The organism is Henriciella sp. AS95 (assembly GCF_038900055.1).
Taxonomy (GTDB): Bacteria; Pseudomonadota; Alphaproteobacteria; order Caulobacterales; family Hyphomonadaceae; genus Henriciella.
Window position 1 is genome coordinate 3,075,309 of the sequence record NZ_JBBMQM010000001.1, and the last position, 19,609, is coordinate 3,094,917.

Genomic DNA, 19,609 nt, shown 5'->3' on the forward strand with positions numbered 1-19,609 from the left:
CCCCTAAGTGTTCTGGCAGATAGCAAGCAAGGAAAGAAACAACATGTCCATCACCACGAAATCCCTTGAATATGAAGCTGGCGGCCAGGCCTATGAAGGCTATCTCGCCATGCCGGAAGGAACACCTAAAGCGGTCGTGGTGATCGCCCATGCCTGGGACGGCCAAGGTGAATTCGACCACAAGAAAGCCGACATGCTGGCCGAGTGGGGCTATGCCGGTTTCGCCATGGATGTCTATGGCGTCGGCAAGCGCGGCGAGACGACCGAGGAATGCCAGGCCCTGATGGAGCCGCTCGCCTCGAACCGCTCAGAGCTGCAAAACCGCCTGAAGCTCGGCCTCGAAACCGCGAAGAAAGAGTCCGGTTGCGACAAGGCCGCGGCCATCGGCTTCTGCTTCGGCGGTCTCAGTGTCCTGGACATGGCCCGCGCTGGCATGAGTGTCGACGGTGTCGCCTCTTTCCACGGCCTGCTCGGCGCGCCGGGCAATACGGACGGCCACAAGACAAAATCCAAGATCCTTGTCCTCCATGGCTGGGACGACCCAATGGCCACGCCTGAAGACGTGATGGCCTTCACCAAGGAAATGACGGACGAAGGTGCCGACTGGCAGCTACACGCCTATGGCGACACGATGCACGCCTTCACCAATCCGGGCGCGAACGATCCAAGCTTCGGCACGGTTTACAATCCGGTCGCCGAACGCCGGTCCATCGCGTCGCTGAAGGATTTCCTCGGCGAACTCTTCGGCTAAGGCTGCCCGGACGCAGGGGCTTCCGCCCCCGTGACGAACACGATCGAGCGGCCTTCCCCGAAGCGCCGTTCGGTCCACTCGTCCAGCGGCAATCCATTCGCGCGCATCTCTTCGCGCATCTCGCGCTGGCGCCGCCCATTGCCACGCGGCAGGACCAGCGCAATCGCGCGGACCGGACAGGACGACGACGACCAGCCAGCTTCCGCCTCAGCAATGGCCGGTTCTGTCATCGGCTTCAGGTTCAGCCCCTCACCGTCAAACGCCCGGCGCGTCACCCGTCTGGCATAGAAAGACGAGTAGTCCGCACCCTGCCCGCTGGGTCTCTCATACATCAGGATCGGCGCGCCTTCGCAGGCCTCATAGCCTGAGATGAACGCGGTCACGCGGTTATATTCCTCGCGGTCCTTGAAGTACTCGGTTGAGAAAAGCGGCAGCGCGATGATCGCCATGAGCGGGATCCATCCGGCAATCCGCCGGGCCTTTGTCTGCCCCGGCTGGAGCGCCACAATACCGCTCGCGAGCAGGTAGAGTATGCCCGGAATGATGACGATGAAGGCGCGTTCCTTGATCAGCGCCACAACGCTCAGATGAATGGCGAACGCAATCGCCACAGACAGCAGGACCGCCGCCAGCAGCGTCTTCTCGAACCGCGCCGCGCCAGACTTGAACAGAACACCGAGGCCAAGAATGCCTGCGATCCAGGAGGGCCAGTTCGCGATGAACGCCTTCAGGATACCGCGCAGGAACTGCTCCAGCCCGTCATTGAGATTGTCGAGCACAGGCGGAAGCACATCGGGCGCACCCGAATTCTGGTCCGGCCGGACCAGCAGGATCCAGAGCAAGGCCGGCAGCAGCGCAACCAGAGTCGCAATTCCGGCCGCGACAAAGCCAACGACTTGCCCGCGCAGCAGGAAGGAGAGCCCAAGGCAAAGCCCGAACGCTCCCGTCCATAGCGTCCCGAAGAAATGCATCGAGGCGGTCGCCATACCGATCGCACAGAAGGCAGCCAGCCATCCTATCCTCACGCCGGCATCGCCCTGCGCATTGCGGGCCGCCAGCACACTCAACATGCAGGTGAGGAACAGCGCCGCCATCATGCGGATCTCGGCGGCAAAGAAGATCAGCCAGAACGAGGTGACACACAGAAAGAGATAAAGCGCCGTCTGCCTCGCCTTTTCCCCTCTCCAGGCCCAGCCAGCGGCGAACGCGCCCGCCATCAGGACCAGGTTGAAGAAGCGGGCGAACAGCTCATTGTCCAGAAGCTGAAGCCAGTAATGCATGACGATGAAGTAGAAAGGCGGATGGACATCGGCGCTCATGCGCTCATCCACCGCCGTGGTCAGCCCCATATCGGGCGCGGAGAAGTAGAGCGCCCAATACTCGTCCCGCCATGGCGGCCGGAAGATGATCTGAGCCACGATGACGCCAAGCGCACCAATGATGGCGATCCACGCCATCCGCCTGTTGAATAATTCCATCCCGGATCATCCTCCCCGGCCTGCGGGATTGACTCGGTTTGAGATGCGGGTCAAGCCTCCGCCCGAACAGATCAGACCTTGCGAAACTGAGCCGGAATGACAGACACCGCCAGCAAATCGATTGCCGTCCTTCTCCCCTGTTACAATGAGGCGGAAGCGATCGCCCAGACCGTCGAAGGCTTCCGCCGCGCTCTGCCCACCGCCACCATCTACGTCTACGACAATGGTTCGACAGACAATACGGTCGAGGTCGCCAGACAGGCGGGCGCCGAGGTCTATAGCGAACCCCTGAAGGGCAAGGGCAATGTCGTGCGCCGCATGTTCGCCGATGTGGAGGCCGACGTGTACGTCATGGCAGATGGCGACGCGACCTATGACCCGGACGCCGCGCCGAAGATGATCGACCTGCTGCACTCGACCCGGTCCGATATGATCGTCGGCACACGCCAGTCGAGCGAAGACGCCGCCTACCGGCGCGGACACCGCTCCGGCAACCGCCTCCTGACCGGTCTCGTCACCCATATTTTCGGACGTCGCTTCACCGATATCCTCAGCGGCTACCGCGTCTTCTCACACCGCTTCGTGAAGTCCTTCCCTGCCCTCTCCAAAGGCTTCGAGATCGAAACGGAGCTGACCATTCACGCCCTTGAGCTTCGCGCCCCGGTGAGCGAACTGGCCACGACCTATGCCTCACGCCCCGAGGGCAGCGCCAGCAAGCTGCGAACCTTCTCCGACGGGTTCCGGATCCTTCGTGTCATCATCCAGATGACCAAGGAGGAACGCCCGCTCGCCTTCTTTTCCCTGATCGCCCTGTTCTTCCTGATCATCTGCCTGGCCATCGGCGTGCCGGTCCTGCTGGAATATTTCGACACCGGCCTCGTCCCGCGCCAGCCGCGCTGGATCGCCTCCGTCGCCTTCGCGATCGCCGCGCTGCAGAGCTTCAGCGTCGGCCTTGTCCTCGACACGGTCACCAAGGGACGACAGGAAACCAAGCGCCTGCTTTACCTGTCCCTGCCGAGATAGGACCTTGAAGCGTTTTATCGGATTTCTGAGCGTTGGTGTTGTCGGCTTCCTGGTCGATGCCGGGGTGCTGCTGATCGCCCTGCAATATCTTGGCCCGTATAGTGCGCGTGCCATATCATTCGCAGCCGCCGTCGCGACAACTTACACACTCAACCGCCTCTTCGTTTTCCGGGCGGGGCGCGACCAGCCTGGATGGGCAACAGGCTTTGGCCTGTTCGTCGCCGCGAACTCCGTCGGCGGCGCGATCAATCTCGGCGTCTATTCCCTGCTTGTTGCGTCCGGCCTTGCCTGGATCAGCCTGCCGCTCATCGCAACAGGCATCGGATCTGTTGCCGGCGCGGTCGCGAACTTCACTCTGACCGCCCGCTTCGTCTTCCCCGTCGCAAAGGCCTTCGGCGAAGAACCGCCTGTCGACCCCAACGCCTAGTTCAGGATTGTCGGAGACGTCAGCGTCGATGTCCGCGCCGCTTCTGCCTCGCGCAGCAGGCGTAGCATATTGCCCGACCAGAACTTCTGGATGTCTTCTTCAGAATAGCCAGCCTCCAGCAGCGCTGCCGTCACCTTTGGCAGGAAGGTAATGTCGATCATCCCCTTAACGCCGCCGCCGCCATCCCAGTCAGCGCCCATGCCGACATGGTCCGGACCGACCAGCTCCAACGAATAGAGGACCTGCTCCATGAACTTTTCAAATGTTGATTGCGGCGCCGGGAACTGGGCGTCGACGCTCTTGCGCGCCTCGCGATAGGCATCCATCGTCTCGGTATCCATATCTGAAAAGGCGCCATACTCCGCTGTCAGGGCGTCGAGCGCCTCACTGCGTTCAGGCGATGGCTCCAGCAGTTCGAGATAAGCGCCGAGCGCGTTCATCTGGATCACGCCGCCATCTTCGGCCACCGCGACCAGCAACTCGTCGGGCACATTGCGGAAGTGCTCGTACATCCCGTCGACACCCGTATGCGAGAAGATCAACGGCGTCGTGGACGCTTCGATCATGTCATACACGGTCTCGTCAGCGGCGTGCGACGCATCCAGGATCATGCCGAGCTCATTGGCCTTCGCGACCAGCTCCTCGCCAAGCGGAGAGAGCCCGCCAAAGGCTTCAGACGATACATCCGTCGCGCTATCTGCGAACTGGTTGTCGCGGCCATGCACCGGCCCGACCATGCGAACCCCGCCAATGTAGAACGTCTCCAGAAGCGACACATCCGTGCCGAGCGGATAGGAGTTCTCGATGCTCTGAAAGACGACCTTCTTGCCCTCACCCGCTATGCGTTCGGCATCATCAGCCGTGAAGGCAAGCTCGACCTTGTCGGAATACTTCGCGGCAAACTCGCGGATCGCCATCTGGCGCAGCAGCGCGCTGTTACGGGCCGCATCATAGGACGCTTCATCGAGCGGCCCCTGCGGCGTGTAGATGACCCAGAAGCCGCCATCCAGACCGCCTTCATTCATCCGCGGCAGGTCCACCTGCGTGCCGTCCTTCCCGAAGCTGCCACGATCACTGAATGTGTAATCGTCGGTGTGGAAGAAGGCCGGCGTGTCAAGATGGGTATCCATCACCAGCATCGATTGATGAAGGTCGATGACATCGGCCGCCACGCCAAGCGCAGGCGCCGTCTGCGAATGCGTTGGGCCAGCCTCGTTGGGGAGGATCACGCTGCCGGTTTCGGCGGCTTCGGGTGTGCAGGCCGCAGCAGAAACAGTGATAGCCCCTGCCAGCAGGGACTTCTTGAACGTCGAGATCATCAAAAATACTCCGGGAGAATTATCAGCCATCGCCATAGGACCAGACTCCGCTGCCGCTCGCAAGATTGGCGGTGCTAACCACCCTTCTTCTTGCGCAGCTCTGCCCAGCGTTTCAGCCGCTCGGCGATCGGGCCTTCGCGGCCTTCGCCCTTCGGGTCGTAGAACTGTTCCCGCGCCATTCCGTCCGGGAAGTAGTTCTGACCAGAAAATCCATCCTCGGCGTTGTGATCATAGTTATAATCCTTCCCGTAGCCCTCATCCTTCATGAACGAGGTCGGCGCGTTGAGGATATGTTTGGGCGGCATCAGGGAGCCGGTTTCCTTGGCTGAGCGCTGCGCCGCTTTCCACGCGACGTACACCGCGTTCGATTTCGGTGCGGTCGCCATGTGGACGACGGCGTGGGCGAGTGCAAGTTCGCCTTCCGGGCTGCCGAGCCGCTCATAGGTGCGGGCCGCCTCATTGGCGATCATGAGCGAGGTCGGGTCTGCAAGGCCGATGTCCTCAGACGCCATGCGCACGAGCCGCCGGGCGAGATAGAGCGGATCTTCGCCCCCGGTGATCATCCGGGCGAACCAGTAGAGCGCCGCGTCCGGGTCAGACCCGCGCACGGACTTATGCAGCGCCGAGATGAGGTTGTAATGCTCTTCGCGGTCCTTGTCGTAAGCGGGTGCGCGTTTCTGGAGCGCGTTGGAGAGTTGCTCGGCCGTCAGCTCTTTGCCTTCGTCAGCGAGCGTGAACGCCTGCTCGGCAAGGTTCAGCATGTAGCGGCCATCGCCATCAGCCATGTCCACCAGCGCCTCGCGGGCACGAGTTTCAAGCGGCAGTTTGCGGCCTTCCAGCTCTTCAGCCCGCTGCAGCAACTCCTCCAGCGCCTCCGGCGTCAGACGTTTCAGGGTCAGGACCGCGCAGCGAGACAGGAGAGCGCCATTGATCTCGAAACTGGGGTTCTCCGTCGTCGCGCCGACAAGCGTCACGACGCCCGCCTCGACGAAGGGCAGGAAGCCATCCTGCTGGGCGCGGTTGAAGCGGTGGATCTCGTCCACGAAGAGCAGCGTGCCCTTGCCCATGCCGCGCCGGTTCTCGGCCCGGTCGAAGGCAGCGCGCAGATCCTTCACACCGGAGAAGACCGCGCTGATCGCCTCGAATTCGAGATCGGTTTCCTTGGCCAGCAGCCGCGCAATCGTCGTCTTGCCGACACCGGGCGGGCCCCAGAAGATGATCGAGCCAAGCCGCCCCGTCTTCAGCATCCGCCCCAGCGCGCCATGGGGGCCGAGCAGATGATCCTGCCCGACCACTTCGGACAGCGTTTGCGGACGAAGCCGGTCAGCCAGAGGCCGCGGCGCCTCATCGGCCATACCAGATGCAGAAAAGAGATCGCTCATGCGGTTGGGTTAGAGCTTCAAGAGACGGCTGAAAAGGTCCTGCTTCGGTTGGTCGGGGAGATGGGATTTTAAATGCGCTTCGAGATGCGCGTGCCCCCAATGATATCCCGTCCAATAGATACGCCTTCCACCAATATCCTCGACGAAAGTGAACCACACGGATTTCCCTATGCGCTTTATCTCACTTGTGGCGATTGTGGTTCGGCTGCCCATCAAACCAAACGGTCGAATGTCGGACGGTCCGCTGATCTCATTCTCGTTCCAATACACTGTGTGAAAGTCAGATCTGAACGTCCTGAAGAAATACGGAACTAGCAATCCGAGAATGACGAGAATCGCACTGCCAACCAGGATATCGAGCCAGCTTCCATCGAACGCTCTTATGATTGTCGTGTAAGCAGCCAATGGAAACATTATGCTTCCGATGACCACGATAGCGAGGCTTACGGACTTGCTGAACCAGACGACATGGCGCCCATCACCCGTCGGCTTCGGTCCAAGCAATTTGGCCAAGGCATCTGACCAGATCACAGCCGCAATGATGAGAAAACCACCTACGACGCCCCCCACGATGAAAGACCAATTTGGCATTTATTATTCCCAGAAGCGAGCAATCCCATCTTGCCCCTTAATCCCTAGCCCACACCGCGCCCCGTGATAAGATCATCGCTGGAGGAAACGCATCATGACACTGACCATAGAACAAAGCGGTCAGGCCTGCGGCGCAACGGTCACCGGCCTTAACCTGAACCTGCAACTCAACGACGAAACCATTGCCGAGATCCGGCGGGCCTGGCTCACGCACCACGTCCTCGCCTTTCCCGATCAGAGCCTCAGCGATGATGACCTTGAACGCTTCACCCAGTATTTCGGACCATTCGGAGACGATCCGTACATCGCGCCTATTGAAGGCCGCGAGCACATCATCGCGGTGAAACGCAAGGCCGACGAGACCGGCCCTGTCTTCGCCGAGACATGGCATTCCGACTGGAGCTTCCAGAAAAGCCCGCCCGCCGGGACCTGCCTCTATGGCATCACCATCCCGCCGGTCGGCGGCGACACGCTGTTCACCAACCAGCACAAGGCGCTCGACGACATGCCGGACGATCTACGCAAACAGCTCGAGGGCAAGATGGCGGTGCATTCGGCGCGCAACGGCTATGGCAAGACCGGTCTCTATGGGCAGGCCGACACGGGCCGCAGCATGGACATCAAACCCTCCGACGATGCTCTCGCAACCCAGCTCCACCCGATTATCCGCAAGCACCCGGAAACCGGCCGCGAGGGCCTGTTCGGCTGCGCTGGGTATATTATCGGCATTCAGGGCATGGACGAGGAGGAAGGCTTCGCGCTGCTCACCGACCTCTATCGCTGGCAGACGCGGCCGGAGTTCCAGTATCGCCACAAATGGCAACCGGACATGCTCGTCATGTGGGACAATCGCTCCTGCCTGCACATGGCCACCGGCGGCTATCAGGGCCACGACCGCCTGCTCCACCGCACGACCATCGGGGCGCGCGCCGCCGCCTAGGACCTCAGTTTTCGGCCCAGAGGCGGCGCAGATTCGCGACGATCTTTGAGAGCGCGAGATGCTCCGGCGCGTCGCCCGGCAGAGAGCCGCGCATGGACGCTTTGAGATTGGCGAGGTCGAAGAGGATATCGCGCTGCTCACTGGTGCGGACCTGGCTCTGCACCCAGCCGACGCAGACAATGCGCTGGCCGGATGTGACCGCCTCCACCCGGTGAAGGCTGGTCGACGGATAGAGAAGAAGGGATCCGGCCTCGAGCTTCATCGAATGGACCATACCGGCCCAGTCGATGGTCAGCTCTCCGCCCTCATAATCCTTCGGGTCGCTGAGAAACAGCGTGAAGGAGAGATCGGTACGGATACGGTTCGCGCCTGCGCCCATCAGCGCATTGTCGACATGCGTGCCATAGCCCTGCCCTTCGCCGCTCCGGCTGACGAGCAGGCGGGACAGACGAGCCGGCTGCGCTGCGGCCTGAAAGACGGCGTTCTTCGTGATCGCGTCCTTCAGCCTGGTATGGAGCGTGGTACCGGAGCGTGACTTGAGATCGGCCTGCTCATTGCGCTTCACCCTGGCCGCCTCAGGACCGGCTGTCTTGCGCCCATCGGCCCAGGCAGTTTTCGCCAGAAGATCACGCACTTCACTCAGTGCGGCGGCGTCCAATATGTCAGGAATTGTAATCAGCATCTTGCGTTTGAGAATTATTTGCAGTTATGGCTAACCGTTCTTGCAGAACGCGCAACCAGGAAAGTGCATTCAAATGGCATCAAAATACAAATCTCTCGCTGCGCTTGGTCTGTCGACCACCCTTCTCGGCGGCGCTGTCGCCTGCAGCAACGATACCCCTGAGCCGGCCCCCGCCCCGAGCGAGACGGCCGCGCCTGAAACGCCTGAAGCCGGCACCAGCACCACGGCCGACGCCAGCGCCACCGCTGACACACCCTATGTCATGTCTGGCGGCGAAGGCGAAGGAGAAGGTGGCGAAGGCGAAGGCGGCGAGGGTGAAGGCGGCGAAGGCGGCGTCGATATCGCGGCTGCGGCCGAAGACCCGGCCGTCTATCGCAGCGCCCTTGCCCTGACCGAAGCCCATATCCGCGCCGGTATCGATGCGCTGGATGCAGGTGAGCGCGAGGCCGCCGCCGAGATGTTCGTCCACCCGGTCAGCGAAATCCTGTTCGAGCTTGAACCGGTCCTCGTCCAGCAGGGCGTCGAGCCCTTCGACCAGAAACTGCTCGATGCCTCGGCAGCGATGTTCGCAGACGAGTCGGATGAAGATCTCCACGCCCGCGCTGAGGATATCATCGCGACGCTCCGCGCCGCTGCCGAGAAGGCCCCTGAAGGAGACGACAGCACCGCGATCGTGGAAGCGAAAGTCATTGCTGACCAGATCAACCGCGCCGCCGCTCAGTACGATTCGGCCTCGCGCACCGACGCCTATGAGCCCTATCTCGACGGCTATGGCTTCTACAGCACCGCATCGGCCATGCTGAGCGATGACCGCGCTGCCATCGAAGCCGCAGCGCCAGACTTCACCGCGCAGGCCGACACGGTTCTCTCCCTGCTGGCGTCCGCCTATCCTGGCGCGGCCCGTCCTGATGAACTCGACGCAGACCAGTCCGCTCTGGCGGTCGCCAATTCCGAGCTGCAATTGCAGGCAAGCGGCCTCTAGGCGCACCTGCCCCTCTAAATGCTGAAGGGCCGGCCTCCACCAGATGGAGCGCCGGCCTTTTTTCTGTCGGGGGGAACAGGTGACCACCCGGCAGCATTTCTTTCCTGTCCGTACAGAAAGGAAAGACACCCCATGAGCCAGCTCAGCCTCGAGGACATCTCCAAGAAGATGAAGAAGATCGACATCACCATGATGTCGACCCACACCAGCGGCGACGAAATCGCCTCGCGTCCGATGAGCAACAATCGCGACGTCGACTATGATGGCACGTCCTACTACTTCGCCATGGACGATACGCGCACCGTCTCAGACATCGGCAAGAACAGGAATGTCGGCCTCACCTATCAGGGCGATGGCGGCTTCCAGATCGCGCTCGAAGGCGACGCCGAACTGGTTCGCGACAAGAGCGAGTTCGAAAGCCACTGGAATCCTGACCTCGACAAATGGTTCGAGGACGGCGTCGATACGGACGGCCTCGTCATGATCAAGGTCGACGCGACCCGCATCCATTACTGGAACGGACGGGACGAAGGCGAGATCAAGGTCTGACCCCAGATCCGACGAGGATGCCCGCGCAGGCAGGCATCCTCGGACCCGGTTGGCGGCTACTCCGCCGCGCCCTCTGACGCAGATGCTTCCTGGATCGCATCCGTTTTCATCTCGCCCTTGAGATAGGTGTCGAGGAAGGTCACGAAGGCTTCTGACGCGGTGATGCGGTTCTCCCGCTTCTGGAAGCCGTGGCCTTCATCCGGGAACAGGACGTACTCCACTGTCGCCCCATTTTCGCGGGCAGCGGCGACCAGCTCATCACTCTCGACCTGCAGCACGCGCGGATCATTCGCGCCCTGAATGACCAGCATCGGCTTCACGATATTGTCGGCATGGAAGAGCGGCGAAATACGGCGCAGTCTTTCTTCGTCGGTCGCCGGATCGCCCATCTCGTCATAGAGCGCATCGCGGAAGCTGCCCCACCATGGCGGAATGCTCTCGAGCGTGCGCAACCAGTTGGTCACGCCGAAGATATTGATACCGACATCGAAGGCTTCAGGCTCGAAGGCGAGCGCCGCAGCGGTCATGAAGCCACCATAGGATCCGCCAATGATGCCGATCTTGTCCGGATCGATCCCTTCAACACCCTCCAGATAGGTCCGCGCCCAGACGATATCCTGCAGGTCTTTCTCGCCGTGATTGCGGTCATCCATGTGGAAGAAGGTCTTGCCATAGCCGGACGAGCCACGATTGTTCGCGGCCAGCACAGCGTAGCCATGGTTCACCAGGTGCTGGATCGTTGCCGAATAGCCCTTGGTCGACTGACCACCCGGACCGCCATGCACCCAGACGAGCGCCGGCACCGGATTATCGGCTGAGGCCTGTTGCGGCATGTAGAAGATGCCGGGGATCTCCAGACCGTCGAAACTCGGATAACGAACCACCGTCGCAGTGACGAGATCGTCCTCGTCGATGGCATCCGGCAAGGCGTTTGTCAGACGCGTGGCTTCCCCGGTTTCAAGGTCGGCGAGATAGAGATTGAACGGCGAGGTATCCGTGTTCACGCCGAAGGCAATCATGCTTTCATCGCCGTTGAACCGGATCTGGCCAAGCTCTCCATCCGGAATACCCGACAGGGAAACATCCTCCCCCGTCTCATTGTCATGTATGGTGAGGTCTGTGACGGCGTCTTCATTGATCGCGGACACCAGATACCGCCCGGTCGGGCTGTCAAAGACAAAGGAGACATCCCAGTCCGCCTCGATCAGCGCGCTGCGCTCTCCGGAGACAAGATTATAGGTCCAGGCCTGATTGAACTCACCAAACTCATTGGTGGCGTAGATCAGCGTCTCACTGTCAGCGGTGAAGTCGTAAACGCCATAGGCGATGTCATCGACATGCTCGGTGATCAGTTTTGGCTCGGGGGTCTCTTCATAGAGATCAACGAGATAGATGTCGGAATCGGCGCTCGTGCGTTCCTTGGTGAGGGCCACCCAGCGGCCATCCGGCGACACATCCGCGAGCGACATGCCCGAATTTTCGAACAGCATGTCGCGCGAATAGTCCTCTGCGCTGTAGGCATAAAGGTCATCTGTCGTCGCATTCCGTTCATTGGTCGCGACATAGAAAACCTGGCCATCATCGCGCCAGCCGACAAAGCTCGCCCGGGTTTCCTCGCCCGGTGTCAGATCGGTCAGCGTGCCGTCGGCCTCGCGGACATAGACATGAGAGATTTCATTGCCGCCCGTATCGGACGAGACCAGCACACGCGTATCATTTGGGAAAAAGCTTCGTGCGTAAATCGCATTTGTATCCGATGTCGTGAGCGGCGTGACGCTGCCTTCGGCATCAAGCGTAATCGCGTTGAAGATGCCCGAAGCGTCCGTGGAGGCAAGGATCGTGTCGCCTTCAGGCGAAAACACAAAGCCCGAAGAAGAGCCAAGGCTGTAGCTCGTCGTCTCGTGAAACAGGGCCGCAGGATACTCGGTGACGCTGACGGTTTCGACCTCAGCTTCGGTCACGGCTGGCGGCGCGACGCTCGTGCTGGAGTCGGTTGTTTCAGTGGTGGGGGTCTGCGTACACGCGGCGCTCAGCCCTGCGGCAAGCGCGATCGTCCATTTGAAATCCAAGATAGTCTCCCTGACAGTTGTGCCATGAGACTAGCACTCGCTTTTCACGATAGCGAGACAGGGCCGCTCGATTTTCTAGAGGCGAACCGTCCCGCTAATGCGGCGTCCATTGCGGTCGAGCTCAATCGCCCAGCTGGACTCGTCTTCTGCAAGCGCATCGTCGAGCTGCTCCAGCGTCTTCACGCTCTCTCCATTGATCGAGACGATGAGATCACCAGGGCGAACGATGCGCCAGGCATAAGCCCCGCGCAGGATGCGCGTGACCAGTACGCCGGTCGCGAACGGGTCGCGGCCCATCTCTTCGGCGAGGCGCGGAGACAGTTCAGCGACTTCCGCGCCAGAGAAAGGATGGCGGCCATCGAGGAGCTCGAGCTCGGCCTCGGTGGCACCCGGCGGCGGCGCGAGCGTCACACGGACGGTCTCATACTTTCCGCCGCGCAGGAGGGTCAGCTCAGACTTTTCACCCGGCGAACGCGTCGCAGCGAGGAATTTGAGGCCCTTCTCATCATAGACTTCGCGGCCATCGATCTTGGTGATGAGATCGCCGCGGCTGAGACCGGCTTCATCGGCCGGGCCTTCGTCGAAGACTTCCGTCACCATGACACCGACCGGACGTGTCATGCCTTGCGACTTGGCGATGTCATAGGTCACAGACTGTGCCTTGAGGCCGAGCCATGGGCGAACGATCATGCCTTCATTGACGGCCGCATCAACAACGCGCTTCACCATCTCTGCCGGGATCGCAAAGCCGATCCCGTTAGACCCGCCAGACCGCGAGAAGATCGCCGTGTTCACGCCGACCAGCTCAGCCTTGGTATTGATGAGAGCGCCGCCCGAATTGCCGGGGTTCACCGCAGCATCGGTCTGCAGGAAAAAGGCATAGTCAGACACGCCAACATCGGTCCGCGCAGTCGCGGAGATGATGCCTGTCGTCACCGTCTGACCAACACCGAACGGGTTACCAATGGCCAGCACGATGTCACCAACCTCGGTATCGCGCGTATCGGCATAGTCGATGGTCGGGAGCGGATCGCCCTCGGTATCGATGCGCAGCACGGCGAGGTCGGTGCGCTCATCTGCGAGGATCAGTTCGGCTTCATATTCGCGCCGGTCCGAGAGGACCACACGGAACTCGTCAGCATTGTTGATCACATGATTGTTGGTCACGATGACACCGTCTTCAGAGACGATCACGCCGGAACCCAGCGAGTTCTGGACCTGCTCACGCGGGCCGCCGCCAAAGAACTCCCGGAAGATCGGATCATTGGCGAAGGGCGATGCATTCTGGCGGACGACCTTGCGGCTGTAGACACTGACCACCGCCGGGGAGACCTGTTTCACGAGCGGTGCATAGCTCAGCTCGACCTCAGCCTGGCTTTGCGGCACGCGCTTGTCGCTGCCGAACAGGCTGCCCTGCGCCCCCGCCGCCTGCCCGTAGGAGAAGAGAGGGCTGATAACGACGGCGAGGAGAGCGAGGACGGCAACTGCACTCAGAAGAAGCAGTTTCGAAACATGTCGGGTCATGGTTTTGATATGCATCATGAAAATGGCTCTATTGCGGCGCCGCGATGAGGGCAATCGGGCAGATCATGACAAATGAGAAAGGCAACACGACCTGCGATTGCAAGGGCTCAGCGCAGCACTACTGGCTGCCCGGTCCGGACTCCTGCGCCCCTTCCAGCGCGCGAAGGCGCGAGAGGTTTTCATCGTGGGTCTCCCGGCTGATGCGGTAGAACGAGATGCAGATCAGCATCAGCGTCCACGAGGTCAGCACGCCCAGCGCGTAACCAAGGCCAAGTGACCGCGTCGAGGTTTCGGACACAAGCTCTGGCGACGTGCCTGCGACGATCCCGGCAATCGAGAGAATGACAGACGCGGTCAGGACGCCGGCGCCCTGCGAAAGCTTGCGGATGAAGCTGATCCCCGCAAAGAAGATGCCCTCGGACCGCCGCCCCGTCTGGATCTCGCTATCCTCGACAATGTCTGCAACCATTGAAGCGGCCAGCATCTGATAGGCGATGATCAGCGCCACATCGAAAACGGTGACGCAAAGAACGAAGTAATAAAGCGCTTCGGTCCCGTTCGGCGGCAGCACACCCAGCAGGCGCAGCAAGACCGGCAGCGGCGCAATCGTGAAAGCGAAAATGCCGGTATAGATCGCCCCGCGTTTCTTCCCGAAGGTCCGCCCGATGACCGGTGCCAGGACAAGGGCCAGCACGGCCGACAGATACACCGCCACGGTCAGCCCGGCGATCTGCTGCGGATCGAACCCCCAGAAGATCGAGTTGATGTACTGGTTCAGCGTGGCCGAGATCCCCGTCGCGATGAACCCGCACAGCGTCGCCAGAAAAAGCGCCCTGAAGGACCGATTGGAGATCGTCTCGATGATCTCGCGAAACACCGTCCCAAGCGTGAGCTTTCGCGTATCAGGTGGAGGCTTCAGATGCGGGATGTGGCGATGCGTGCCCAGGGCGCAGATCAGGACCGCTGCGAAAATGCAGATCGAAGCGACCAGCCCATAAGTATGCCAGCCCGCCAGATTGGTGAAATCGTTCTGCAGCAAAACCCAAAGCAGCAGGATCTGGATCGACAGCCCGCCGAACCAGGCGAAGAAATAGCGGAACGACATCAGCGACGTGCGCGCGTCGTAGTCCTGCGTCAGCTCAGCTGCCAGCGCAGTGCTGGGCACTTCAAACATGGTAAAGGCCAGACGCACCAGAATGGTCATCGCCAGCAACCAGGCAAACAGTTCGTTCCCTGCCAGACCCGAAGGCGGATTCCACGTCAGAAAGTATACGAGCGCAACGGGGATCAGCGCGCCATACATGAAGGGATGACGGCGGCCAAACCTGGTGCGGATATTATCGGACCAGTAGCCCACGACCGGGTCGGAAACCGCATCGACGACAAGCGCGAGGATGAGCGCCAGCCCGACCATCGCCGCCGGCACGCCCAGTATCTGGCTGTAGAAAAACAGCAGGAAATAATCGAAGCCGTTATTCTTTATGCCTTCGGCAGCCCCGCCGACGCCAAAAGCGAGACGGGTGGCCAAACCGGGTTTTCTGAGCTCTGTCATCGCTTGCCCGACGGGTCAGGACTTACTCGACGATATCGTAGCGCTCAATCTGCGGACGGCCGGCAAGACAGGGGCCGAGCTTCGCGCCGAGCGCCTTGAAATACTCCGTCGCACTGTGCGCATTCATGGCGTCTTCATTGGAATATTCTTCCATGAAGATATAGGTCTGCGGATCGTCCTTGGAGCGATAGAGCTGATAGGTCAGCGTACCCTCTTCATTGGCTTTGACCTTGGACATCAGCTCCTTGCCGACTTCCTCGAACTCAGCATTTTTTCCTTCAGCGACAGTAAGTTTCGCAACGACTCCAATCATATGGATCCTCCCTGATTTTGCGTGACAATAGCCGACTCTATCGAACCTACAAGCCATCGCAGCGCCCGACGCAACGTCAGCCCCTGAACGCCGTCACTTCAATTTCGATTTTCATTTCAGGCTCGATCAGCCCTGCAATCACCATGGTCGCGGCAGGCCGGATTTCGCCGAGCGCGGCTTCAAGTTCAGGCCGGATGTCCGGGACAAGGTCCCTTCTGACCACCGTATACTGAACGCGGGCAACGTCGCTCATGACGAACCCGGCCTCAGCCAGGACAGACCGGATCGTCGCAAAGCAGTTGCGCGCCTGTACACCTGCATCCTCCGGCATGGTCATCGTGGTATAGTCATAGCCGGTCACGCCCGAGACAAAGCACCAGTCGCCTTGCACGACGGCCCGCGAATATCCCATGGTCTTTTCGAAGGGTGAGCCCGTTGAGATCAGCCGGCGGGGTGATGGCATGGCCTATTTGCCTTCAAATTTCGGCGTGCGCTTTTCAAGGATGGCGTGGACACCTTCCATATGGTCTTCAGTCTCATGCATCAGCGCCTGGGCGGCCGCCGACATCTCCATGATCGTGTCATAGGAGGCAGTCGCACCGTGACGCAGAAGCGTCTTGGCGAGACGGAGCGATTGCGGCGGCTGCATGGCCATCCGGTCAGCCAGCGCATAAGCCGAATCCATCAGCGCTTCGGCTGTGTGGACCTCGGAGACGAGGCCCCAGTCGAGCGCGGTTTGAGCGTCGATCACATCGCCGGTGAACAGGAGCTGGGCCGCCCGCGCCTGGCCGATGATACGCGGCAGCAGCCACGCCCCGCCATCGCCCGGGATCAGGCCAAGCTTCAGGAAGGTCACGCCAAACTTTGCCTTGTCGGATGCGATGCGGACATCGGCCATGCAGGCGACATCGCACCCCAGGCCAATCGCCGCGCCATTCACGGCTGAAATGAGTGGCACTTCAAGGTTGTAAAGCGACTTCACAATCATGTGGATGTTGCGGCGATAGCCCTGGCGCACGTCATAGGGGCTGCCGCCGAAGGCGCCGGTCTTGTCGCGCATGGCCTTGACGTCGCCCCCTGCCGAGAAGGCCCGGCCTTCGCCAGTGAGAACGGCAACGCGAATGGCTGGATCAGCTTCGATTTCGGCGCAGGCTGCGGCGACGTCAGGGCCATCGCCCTCCTGGCCGAGCGCATTCATCATATCAGGACGCGTCAGCGTCAGCGTCGCGATTGAACCATTCTTCTCGAGTTTGATGACTGACATTTGGCTATCTTCCCTTGAGATGACTTAAGTTTGCGAGTTTCAGTGGCACCCCGGCCTGCATCTGTCGAGGGCCGCCAACGCAAAATATTTTAGCGACAGCTGCATCCAATCGCGCGGCTCGCTGCATCATGGAAGACATGAATTTCTAACGCCGGAGCATCCATGCGACTAACCGCCTTTATCGCCGCCGCCCTGATCCTGCTGTTGCCTGTCAGCGCGCAAGACGAGAAACCAAAGCCCGAACCGATCCAGGTCCTGCTGCTTGGTACGTATCACATGGCCAATCCGGGCCAGGATCTGGTCAATGCCGAAGCGGAGGACGTCACCACACCCAGGCGCCAGGCCGAACTGGAAGCGCTGGCGGCGCGGCTGGCGGAATTTGCACCGACGGTCATCGCCGTCGAGCGTGAGCCGACGGAGCCGAGCCTGATCGATCCGGCCTATGAAACCTTCACGCGCGAGGACCTCAAGACCAGCCGCAATGAGCGCGCGCAGATCGGATATCGGCTCGCCTCCGATCTTGGCCTCGAACATGTTTACGCCGTCGATGTCGGCGAAGGCGAGATTTCCTTTTTCCCCTTCGACGAGGTTCAGGCTTACGAAGAAAAGTATGGGCCGGAGGGCAAGACTGAAGAGCTTGTTGGCTGGATCTCGACCGTGATGGAAGACTTCTCTGAGATGCAGGAGACCGCGACCATTTCAGAGCTGCTCGCCTGGCAGAACGATGCCGATCGCACCACAGAGCAGCAGCAGGTCTTCTATTACGGCCTGATGGACATGGCGAATAGCGAGGACAAGCCCGGCGCGCGCCTCAATTATGGCTGGTATGCCCGCAATGCGCTGATCTTCGCCAATGTCACGCGCGTGGCCAAACCGGGCGACCGGGTGCTGCTCATCTATGGTGCAGGCCACAATTACTGGCTCCGCCACTTCGCGCAGAACACGCCCGGATTCGAATACGTCGATCCGATGCCCTATTTGCGGTAAATGCCGACGAACCAGTCATCCCACTCATTGGTGTCTGGATTATACTGCTCGAAATGCTGGCGCACGGAGCCGTCATCATTGGGCGTCCACTCGCCGCGAAAGGGGAACTTGTCACCGTTGCGATAGGAAATCTCGCCTTCGAGCACCATCTGGCCGCGCTGGTTGATGCCGCCCTCATAGTCGATCATCGCGCCTGGACTGACCCAGACCTGACGCCACATGCCGCTGACCGGATTGAAGTAATTGTAGCTTTGCCCGGTTGATCCTTCTGCGCCGGTCCAGCGCTCGACAATGAGACAGCCATTTTCCTCGCTGGTGATGACGTTTGTGCCAGCGAGGACATCGACAGGGTCTTTCACCGTCCACTCACCGAGCCAGAAATCAAAAGCCCTGTAGGGCTCTGAACTGCAAGGGGAAGGCTTGGACGCCTCCGTTGCATCGTCTTCCTGCGCATACGCACCGCCCGCACACATCAACAGGCTGGCGATCAGGGCTTGTTTCAGTCTCATCTGGTCTCCTCCAAAACAAAGCCCCCGCCTCGCCAGTGTGGCAGGACGGGGGCTAACGTCAATGTTTCGAAGGAATTGACGGACTATTCAGCGGCCACTTTCAGCTCGCCTGAGCTGAGCGATGTGTAACGGCGCAGATGGAAGTCGACATTTCCATATTCGCTGTCGATCATCGTCATGCGCTTGAAATAGTGGCCGACGGCAAGCTCATCGGTCATGCCCATGCCGCCATGGATTTGGATCGCTTCCTGTCCGACGAAACGGCCACCCTGCCCGATGCGGACCTTGGCTGCCGACACGGCTTTCTTGCGGGTTGTCTCGTCTTCGTCGAGTTTCAGCGTCGCCATGTAGGTCATGGAGATCGACTGCTCGTGCTCCATGAACATGTCGACCATACGGTGCTGCAGGACCTGGAACTTGCCGATCGCAACGCCGAACTGCTTGCGTTGCTTGGAATATTCAACCGTCATCTGGTGAGCGACGCCCATGGCGCCCATGGCTTCGGCACAGACGGCAACGGTTGCCTCGTCGACGACTTGCTCGATCAGCGGCAGCGCATTGCCCTCTTCGCCGATGAGATTGGCGGCCGGAACCGACACGTTCTCGAAGTAGATCTCCGACGCACGGCGGCCATCGACGGTTGGGTAATCGCGGGTCGTGATACCGTCAGCGTCCTTCTCGACGATGAATACCGAGATGCCGTCCTTGTCGCGGCGGTCGCCAGACGTACGCGCGGTCACGATGAGGTGGCTCGCCCATGGCGCGCCGATGACGACGGCCTTGTGGCCGTTGAGCGTATAGCTGTCGCCGTCTTTCTTGGCGGTGGTCTCAAGGTCTGCGAGGTTATAGCGGCCGCGTGGCTCAGCATAGGCGAAGGCGAACACCCGTTCGCCGCCAATGATGGCCTCAAGATGCTCTGACTTCTGCTCAGCCGTTCCGGCATGCTTGAGGAACCCGCCCGCACAAATGATTGTCGGGACATAAGGCTCGATGACGAGCGCCTTGCCGAATTCTTCCATGATGACCATTGAGTCGATCGCGCTGCCACCAAGGCCGCCATCGTCCTCAGAGAAAGGCGCCGCGAGCAGGCCGAGCTCTGCAAACTGCTGCCACATCTCCGGGCGCCAGCCAGTGTCGCTTTCAACGACCTTGCGGCGCGTGTCGAAGTCATACTGATCGCGAAGCAGCCGTGCGAGGCTATCGCGGATCATGGTCTGCTCTTCTGAAAAATTGAAATCCATACTCTAGTTTCTCCCGTAAATTCGCA

The 19,609-nt window shown here is 60.6% G+C and carries 20 protein-coding genes; 7 read left to right on the top strand and 13 right to left on the bottom strand.

Annotation, left to right across the window (positions count from 1 at the left end):
- The first annotated feature begins 43 nt into the window (after positions 1 to 43).
- Positions 44 to 751 carry a dienelactone hydrolase family protein gene (locus tag WNY37_RS14795; RefSeq protein WP_342974165.1) on the top strand — a complete coding sequence of 236 codons (708 nt, stop codon included), beginning with the start codon at positions 44 to 46 and terminating at the stop codon, positions 749 to 751.
- Here the strand turns inward: WNY37_RS14795 and WNY37_RS14800 are convergent.
- Positions 748 to 2,229, bottom strand: a complete 1,482-nt coding sequence (locus tag WNY37_RS14800; RefSeq protein ID WP_342974166.1) for a hypothetical protein — start codon at positions 2,227 to 2,229, stop codon at positions 748 to 750. The two genes, WNY37_RS14795 and WNY37_RS14800, sit on opposite strands and share 4 nt — an antisense overlap.
- Positions 2,230 to 2,325: 96 nt before the next feature.
- Here WNY37_RS14800 and WNY37_RS14805 point away from each other — a divergent pair, with 96 nt between their 5' ends.
- Both WNY37_RS14805 and WNY37_RS14810 read left to right on the top strand, forming a co-directional pair.
- A complete protein-coding gene (locus tag WNY37_RS14805) occupies positions 2,326 to 3,252 on the top strand; it encodes a glycosyltransferase family 2 protein (RefSeq protein ID WP_342974167.1) in 927 nt (308 codons plus the stop codon).
- A gap of 4 nt (positions 3,253 to 3,256) precedes the next feature.
- Complete coding sequence (locus tag WNY37_RS14810; protein ID WP_342974168.1) at positions 3,257 to 3,679, top strand: GtrA family protein; 423 nt, start codon at positions 3,257 to 3,259, stop codon at positions 3,677 to 3,679.
- On the opposite strand, the gene WNY37_RS14815 is transcribed toward WNY37_RS14810, so the two are convergent.
- The 3 genes from WNY37_RS14815 to WNY37_RS14825 all read right to left on the bottom strand — a co-directional run bounded on the left by WNY37_RS14815 (position 3,676) and on the right by WNY37_RS14825 (position 6,971).
- On the bottom strand, positions 3,676 to 4,998 hold the full coding sequence (locus tag WNY37_RS14815; protein ID WP_342974169.1) for a dipeptidase: 1,323 nt from the start codon (positions 4,996 to 4,998) through the stop codon (positions 3,676 to 3,678). The two genes, WNY37_RS14810 and WNY37_RS14815, sit on opposite strands and share 4 nt — an antisense overlap.
- A 74-nt stretch (positions 4,999 to 5,072) precedes the next feature.
- Positions 5,073 to 6,380: a replication-associated recombination protein A gene (locus WNY37_RS14820; RefSeq protein WP_342974170.1), complete on the bottom strand. Its 1,308-nt coding sequence runs from the start codon at positions 6,378 to 6,380 to the stop codon at positions 5,073 to 5,075.
- Between the two features lie 9 nt (positions 6,381 to 6,389).
- The gene (locus WNY37_RS14825; protein WP_342974171.1) at positions 6,390 to 6,971 is read right to left on the bottom strand and encodes a hypothetical protein; all 582 of its coding nucleotides are present in this window, start codon (positions 6,969 to 6,971) and stop codon (positions 6,390 to 6,392) included.
- Between the two features lie 94 nt (positions 6,972 to 7,065).
- Here WNY37_RS14825 and WNY37_RS14830 point away from each other — a divergent pair, with 94 nt between their 5' ends.
- On the top strand, positions 7,066 to 7,911 hold the full coding sequence (locus tag WNY37_RS14830) for a TauD/TfdA family dioxygenase (protein WP_342974172.1): 846 nt from the start codon (positions 7,066 to 7,068) through the stop codon (positions 7,909 to 7,911).
- A 4-nt stretch (positions 7,912 to 7,915) separates the two neighbouring features.
- Here WNY37_RS14830 and WNY37_RS14835 read toward each other — a convergent pair whose 3' ends face one another.
- Positions 7,916 to 8,593, bottom strand: coding sequence for a Fe2+-dependent dioxygenase (locus WNY37_RS14835; protein WP_342974173.1), 678 nt, complete (start codon positions 8,591 to 8,593; stop codon positions 7,916 to 7,918).
- A 73-nt stretch (positions 8,594 to 8,666) separates the two neighbouring features.
- Between WNY37_RS14835 and WNY37_RS14840 the strand changes: the two genes are divergently transcribed.
- Positions 8,667 to 9,575, top strand: a complete 909-nt coding sequence (locus tag WNY37_RS14840) for a hypothetical protein (RefSeq protein ID WP_342974174.1) — start codon at positions 8,667 to 8,669, stop codon at positions 9,573 to 9,575.
- 132 nt (positions 9,576 to 9,707) lie between these two features.
- The gene (locus WNY37_RS14845; RefSeq protein ID WP_342974175.1) at positions 9,708 to 10,124 is read left to right on the top strand and encodes a pyridoxamine 5'-phosphate oxidase family protein; all 417 of its coding nucleotides are present in this window, start codon (positions 9,708 to 9,710) and stop codon (positions 10,122 to 10,124) included.
- A gap of 56 nt (positions 10,125 to 10,180) precedes the next feature.
- On the opposite strand, the gene WNY37_RS14850 is transcribed toward WNY37_RS14845, so the two are convergent.
- From WNY37_RS14850 to WNY37_RS14875, 6 genes are all read right to left on the bottom strand, one after another.
- Entirely contained in the window at positions 10,181 to 12,193 is a 2,013-nt protein-coding gene (locus WNY37_RS14850; RefSeq protein WP_342974176.1) for an alpha/beta fold hydrolase, read from the bottom strand.
- Between the two features lie 75 nt (positions 12,194 to 12,268).
- The gene (locus WNY37_RS14855; RefSeq protein WP_342974177.1) at positions 12,269 to 13,735 is read right to left on the bottom strand and encodes a Do family serine endopeptidase; all 1,467 of its coding nucleotides are present in this window, start codon (positions 13,733 to 13,735) and stop codon (positions 12,269 to 12,271) included.
- Between the two features lie 100 nt (positions 13,736 to 13,835).
- Positions 13,836 to 15,245: an MFS transporter gene (locus tag WNY37_RS14860; RefSeq protein WP_342974178.1), complete on the bottom strand. Its 1,410-nt coding sequence runs from the start codon at positions 15,243 to 15,245 to the stop codon at positions 13,836 to 13,838.
- A 46-nt stretch (positions 15,246 to 15,291) separates the two neighbouring features.
- Entirely contained in the window at positions 15,292 to 15,582 is a 291-nt protein-coding gene (locus WNY37_RS14865) for a putative quinol monooxygenase (protein WP_342974179.1), read from the bottom strand.
- A 76-nt stretch (positions 15,583 to 15,658) separates the two neighbouring features.
- Entirely contained in the window at positions 15,659 to 16,045 is a 387-nt protein-coding gene (locus WNY37_RS14870) for a RidA family protein (protein WP_342974180.1), read from the bottom strand.
- A 3-nt stretch (positions 16,046 to 16,048) separates the two neighbouring features.
- The gene (locus WNY37_RS14875) at positions 16,049 to 16,846 is read right to left on the bottom strand and encodes a crotonase/enoyl-CoA hydratase family protein (RefSeq protein WP_342974181.1); all 798 of its coding nucleotides are present in this window, start codon (positions 16,844 to 16,846) and stop codon (positions 16,049 to 16,051) included.
- 162 nt (positions 16,847 to 17,008) lie between these two features.
- Between WNY37_RS14875 and WNY37_RS14880 the strand changes: the two genes are divergently transcribed.
- A complete protein-coding gene (locus WNY37_RS14880) occupies positions 17,009 to 17,833 on the top strand; it encodes a DUF5694 domain-containing protein (RefSeq protein ID WP_342974182.1) in 825 nt (274 codons plus the stop codon).
- On the opposite strand, the gene WNY37_RS14885 is transcribed toward WNY37_RS14880, so the two are convergent.
- Together WNY37_RS14885 and WNY37_RS14890 are read right to left on the bottom strand one after the other, a co-directional pair.
- Positions 17,821 to 18,342 (bottom strand): hypothetical protein, encoded by a 522-nt coding sequence (locus WNY37_RS14885; protein WP_342974183.1) that lies wholly within the window; start codon positions 18,340 to 18,342, stop codon positions 17,821 to 17,823. The two genes, WNY37_RS14880 and WNY37_RS14885, sit on opposite strands and share 13 nt — an antisense overlap.
- 83 nt (positions 18,343 to 18,425) lie before the next feature.
- A complete protein-coding gene (locus WNY37_RS14890) occupies positions 18,426 to 19,583 on the bottom strand; it encodes an acyl-CoA dehydrogenase family protein (protein WP_342974184.1) in 1,158 nt (385 codons plus the stop codon).
- Between the last annotated feature and the right edge of the window lie 26 nt (positions 19,584 to 19,609).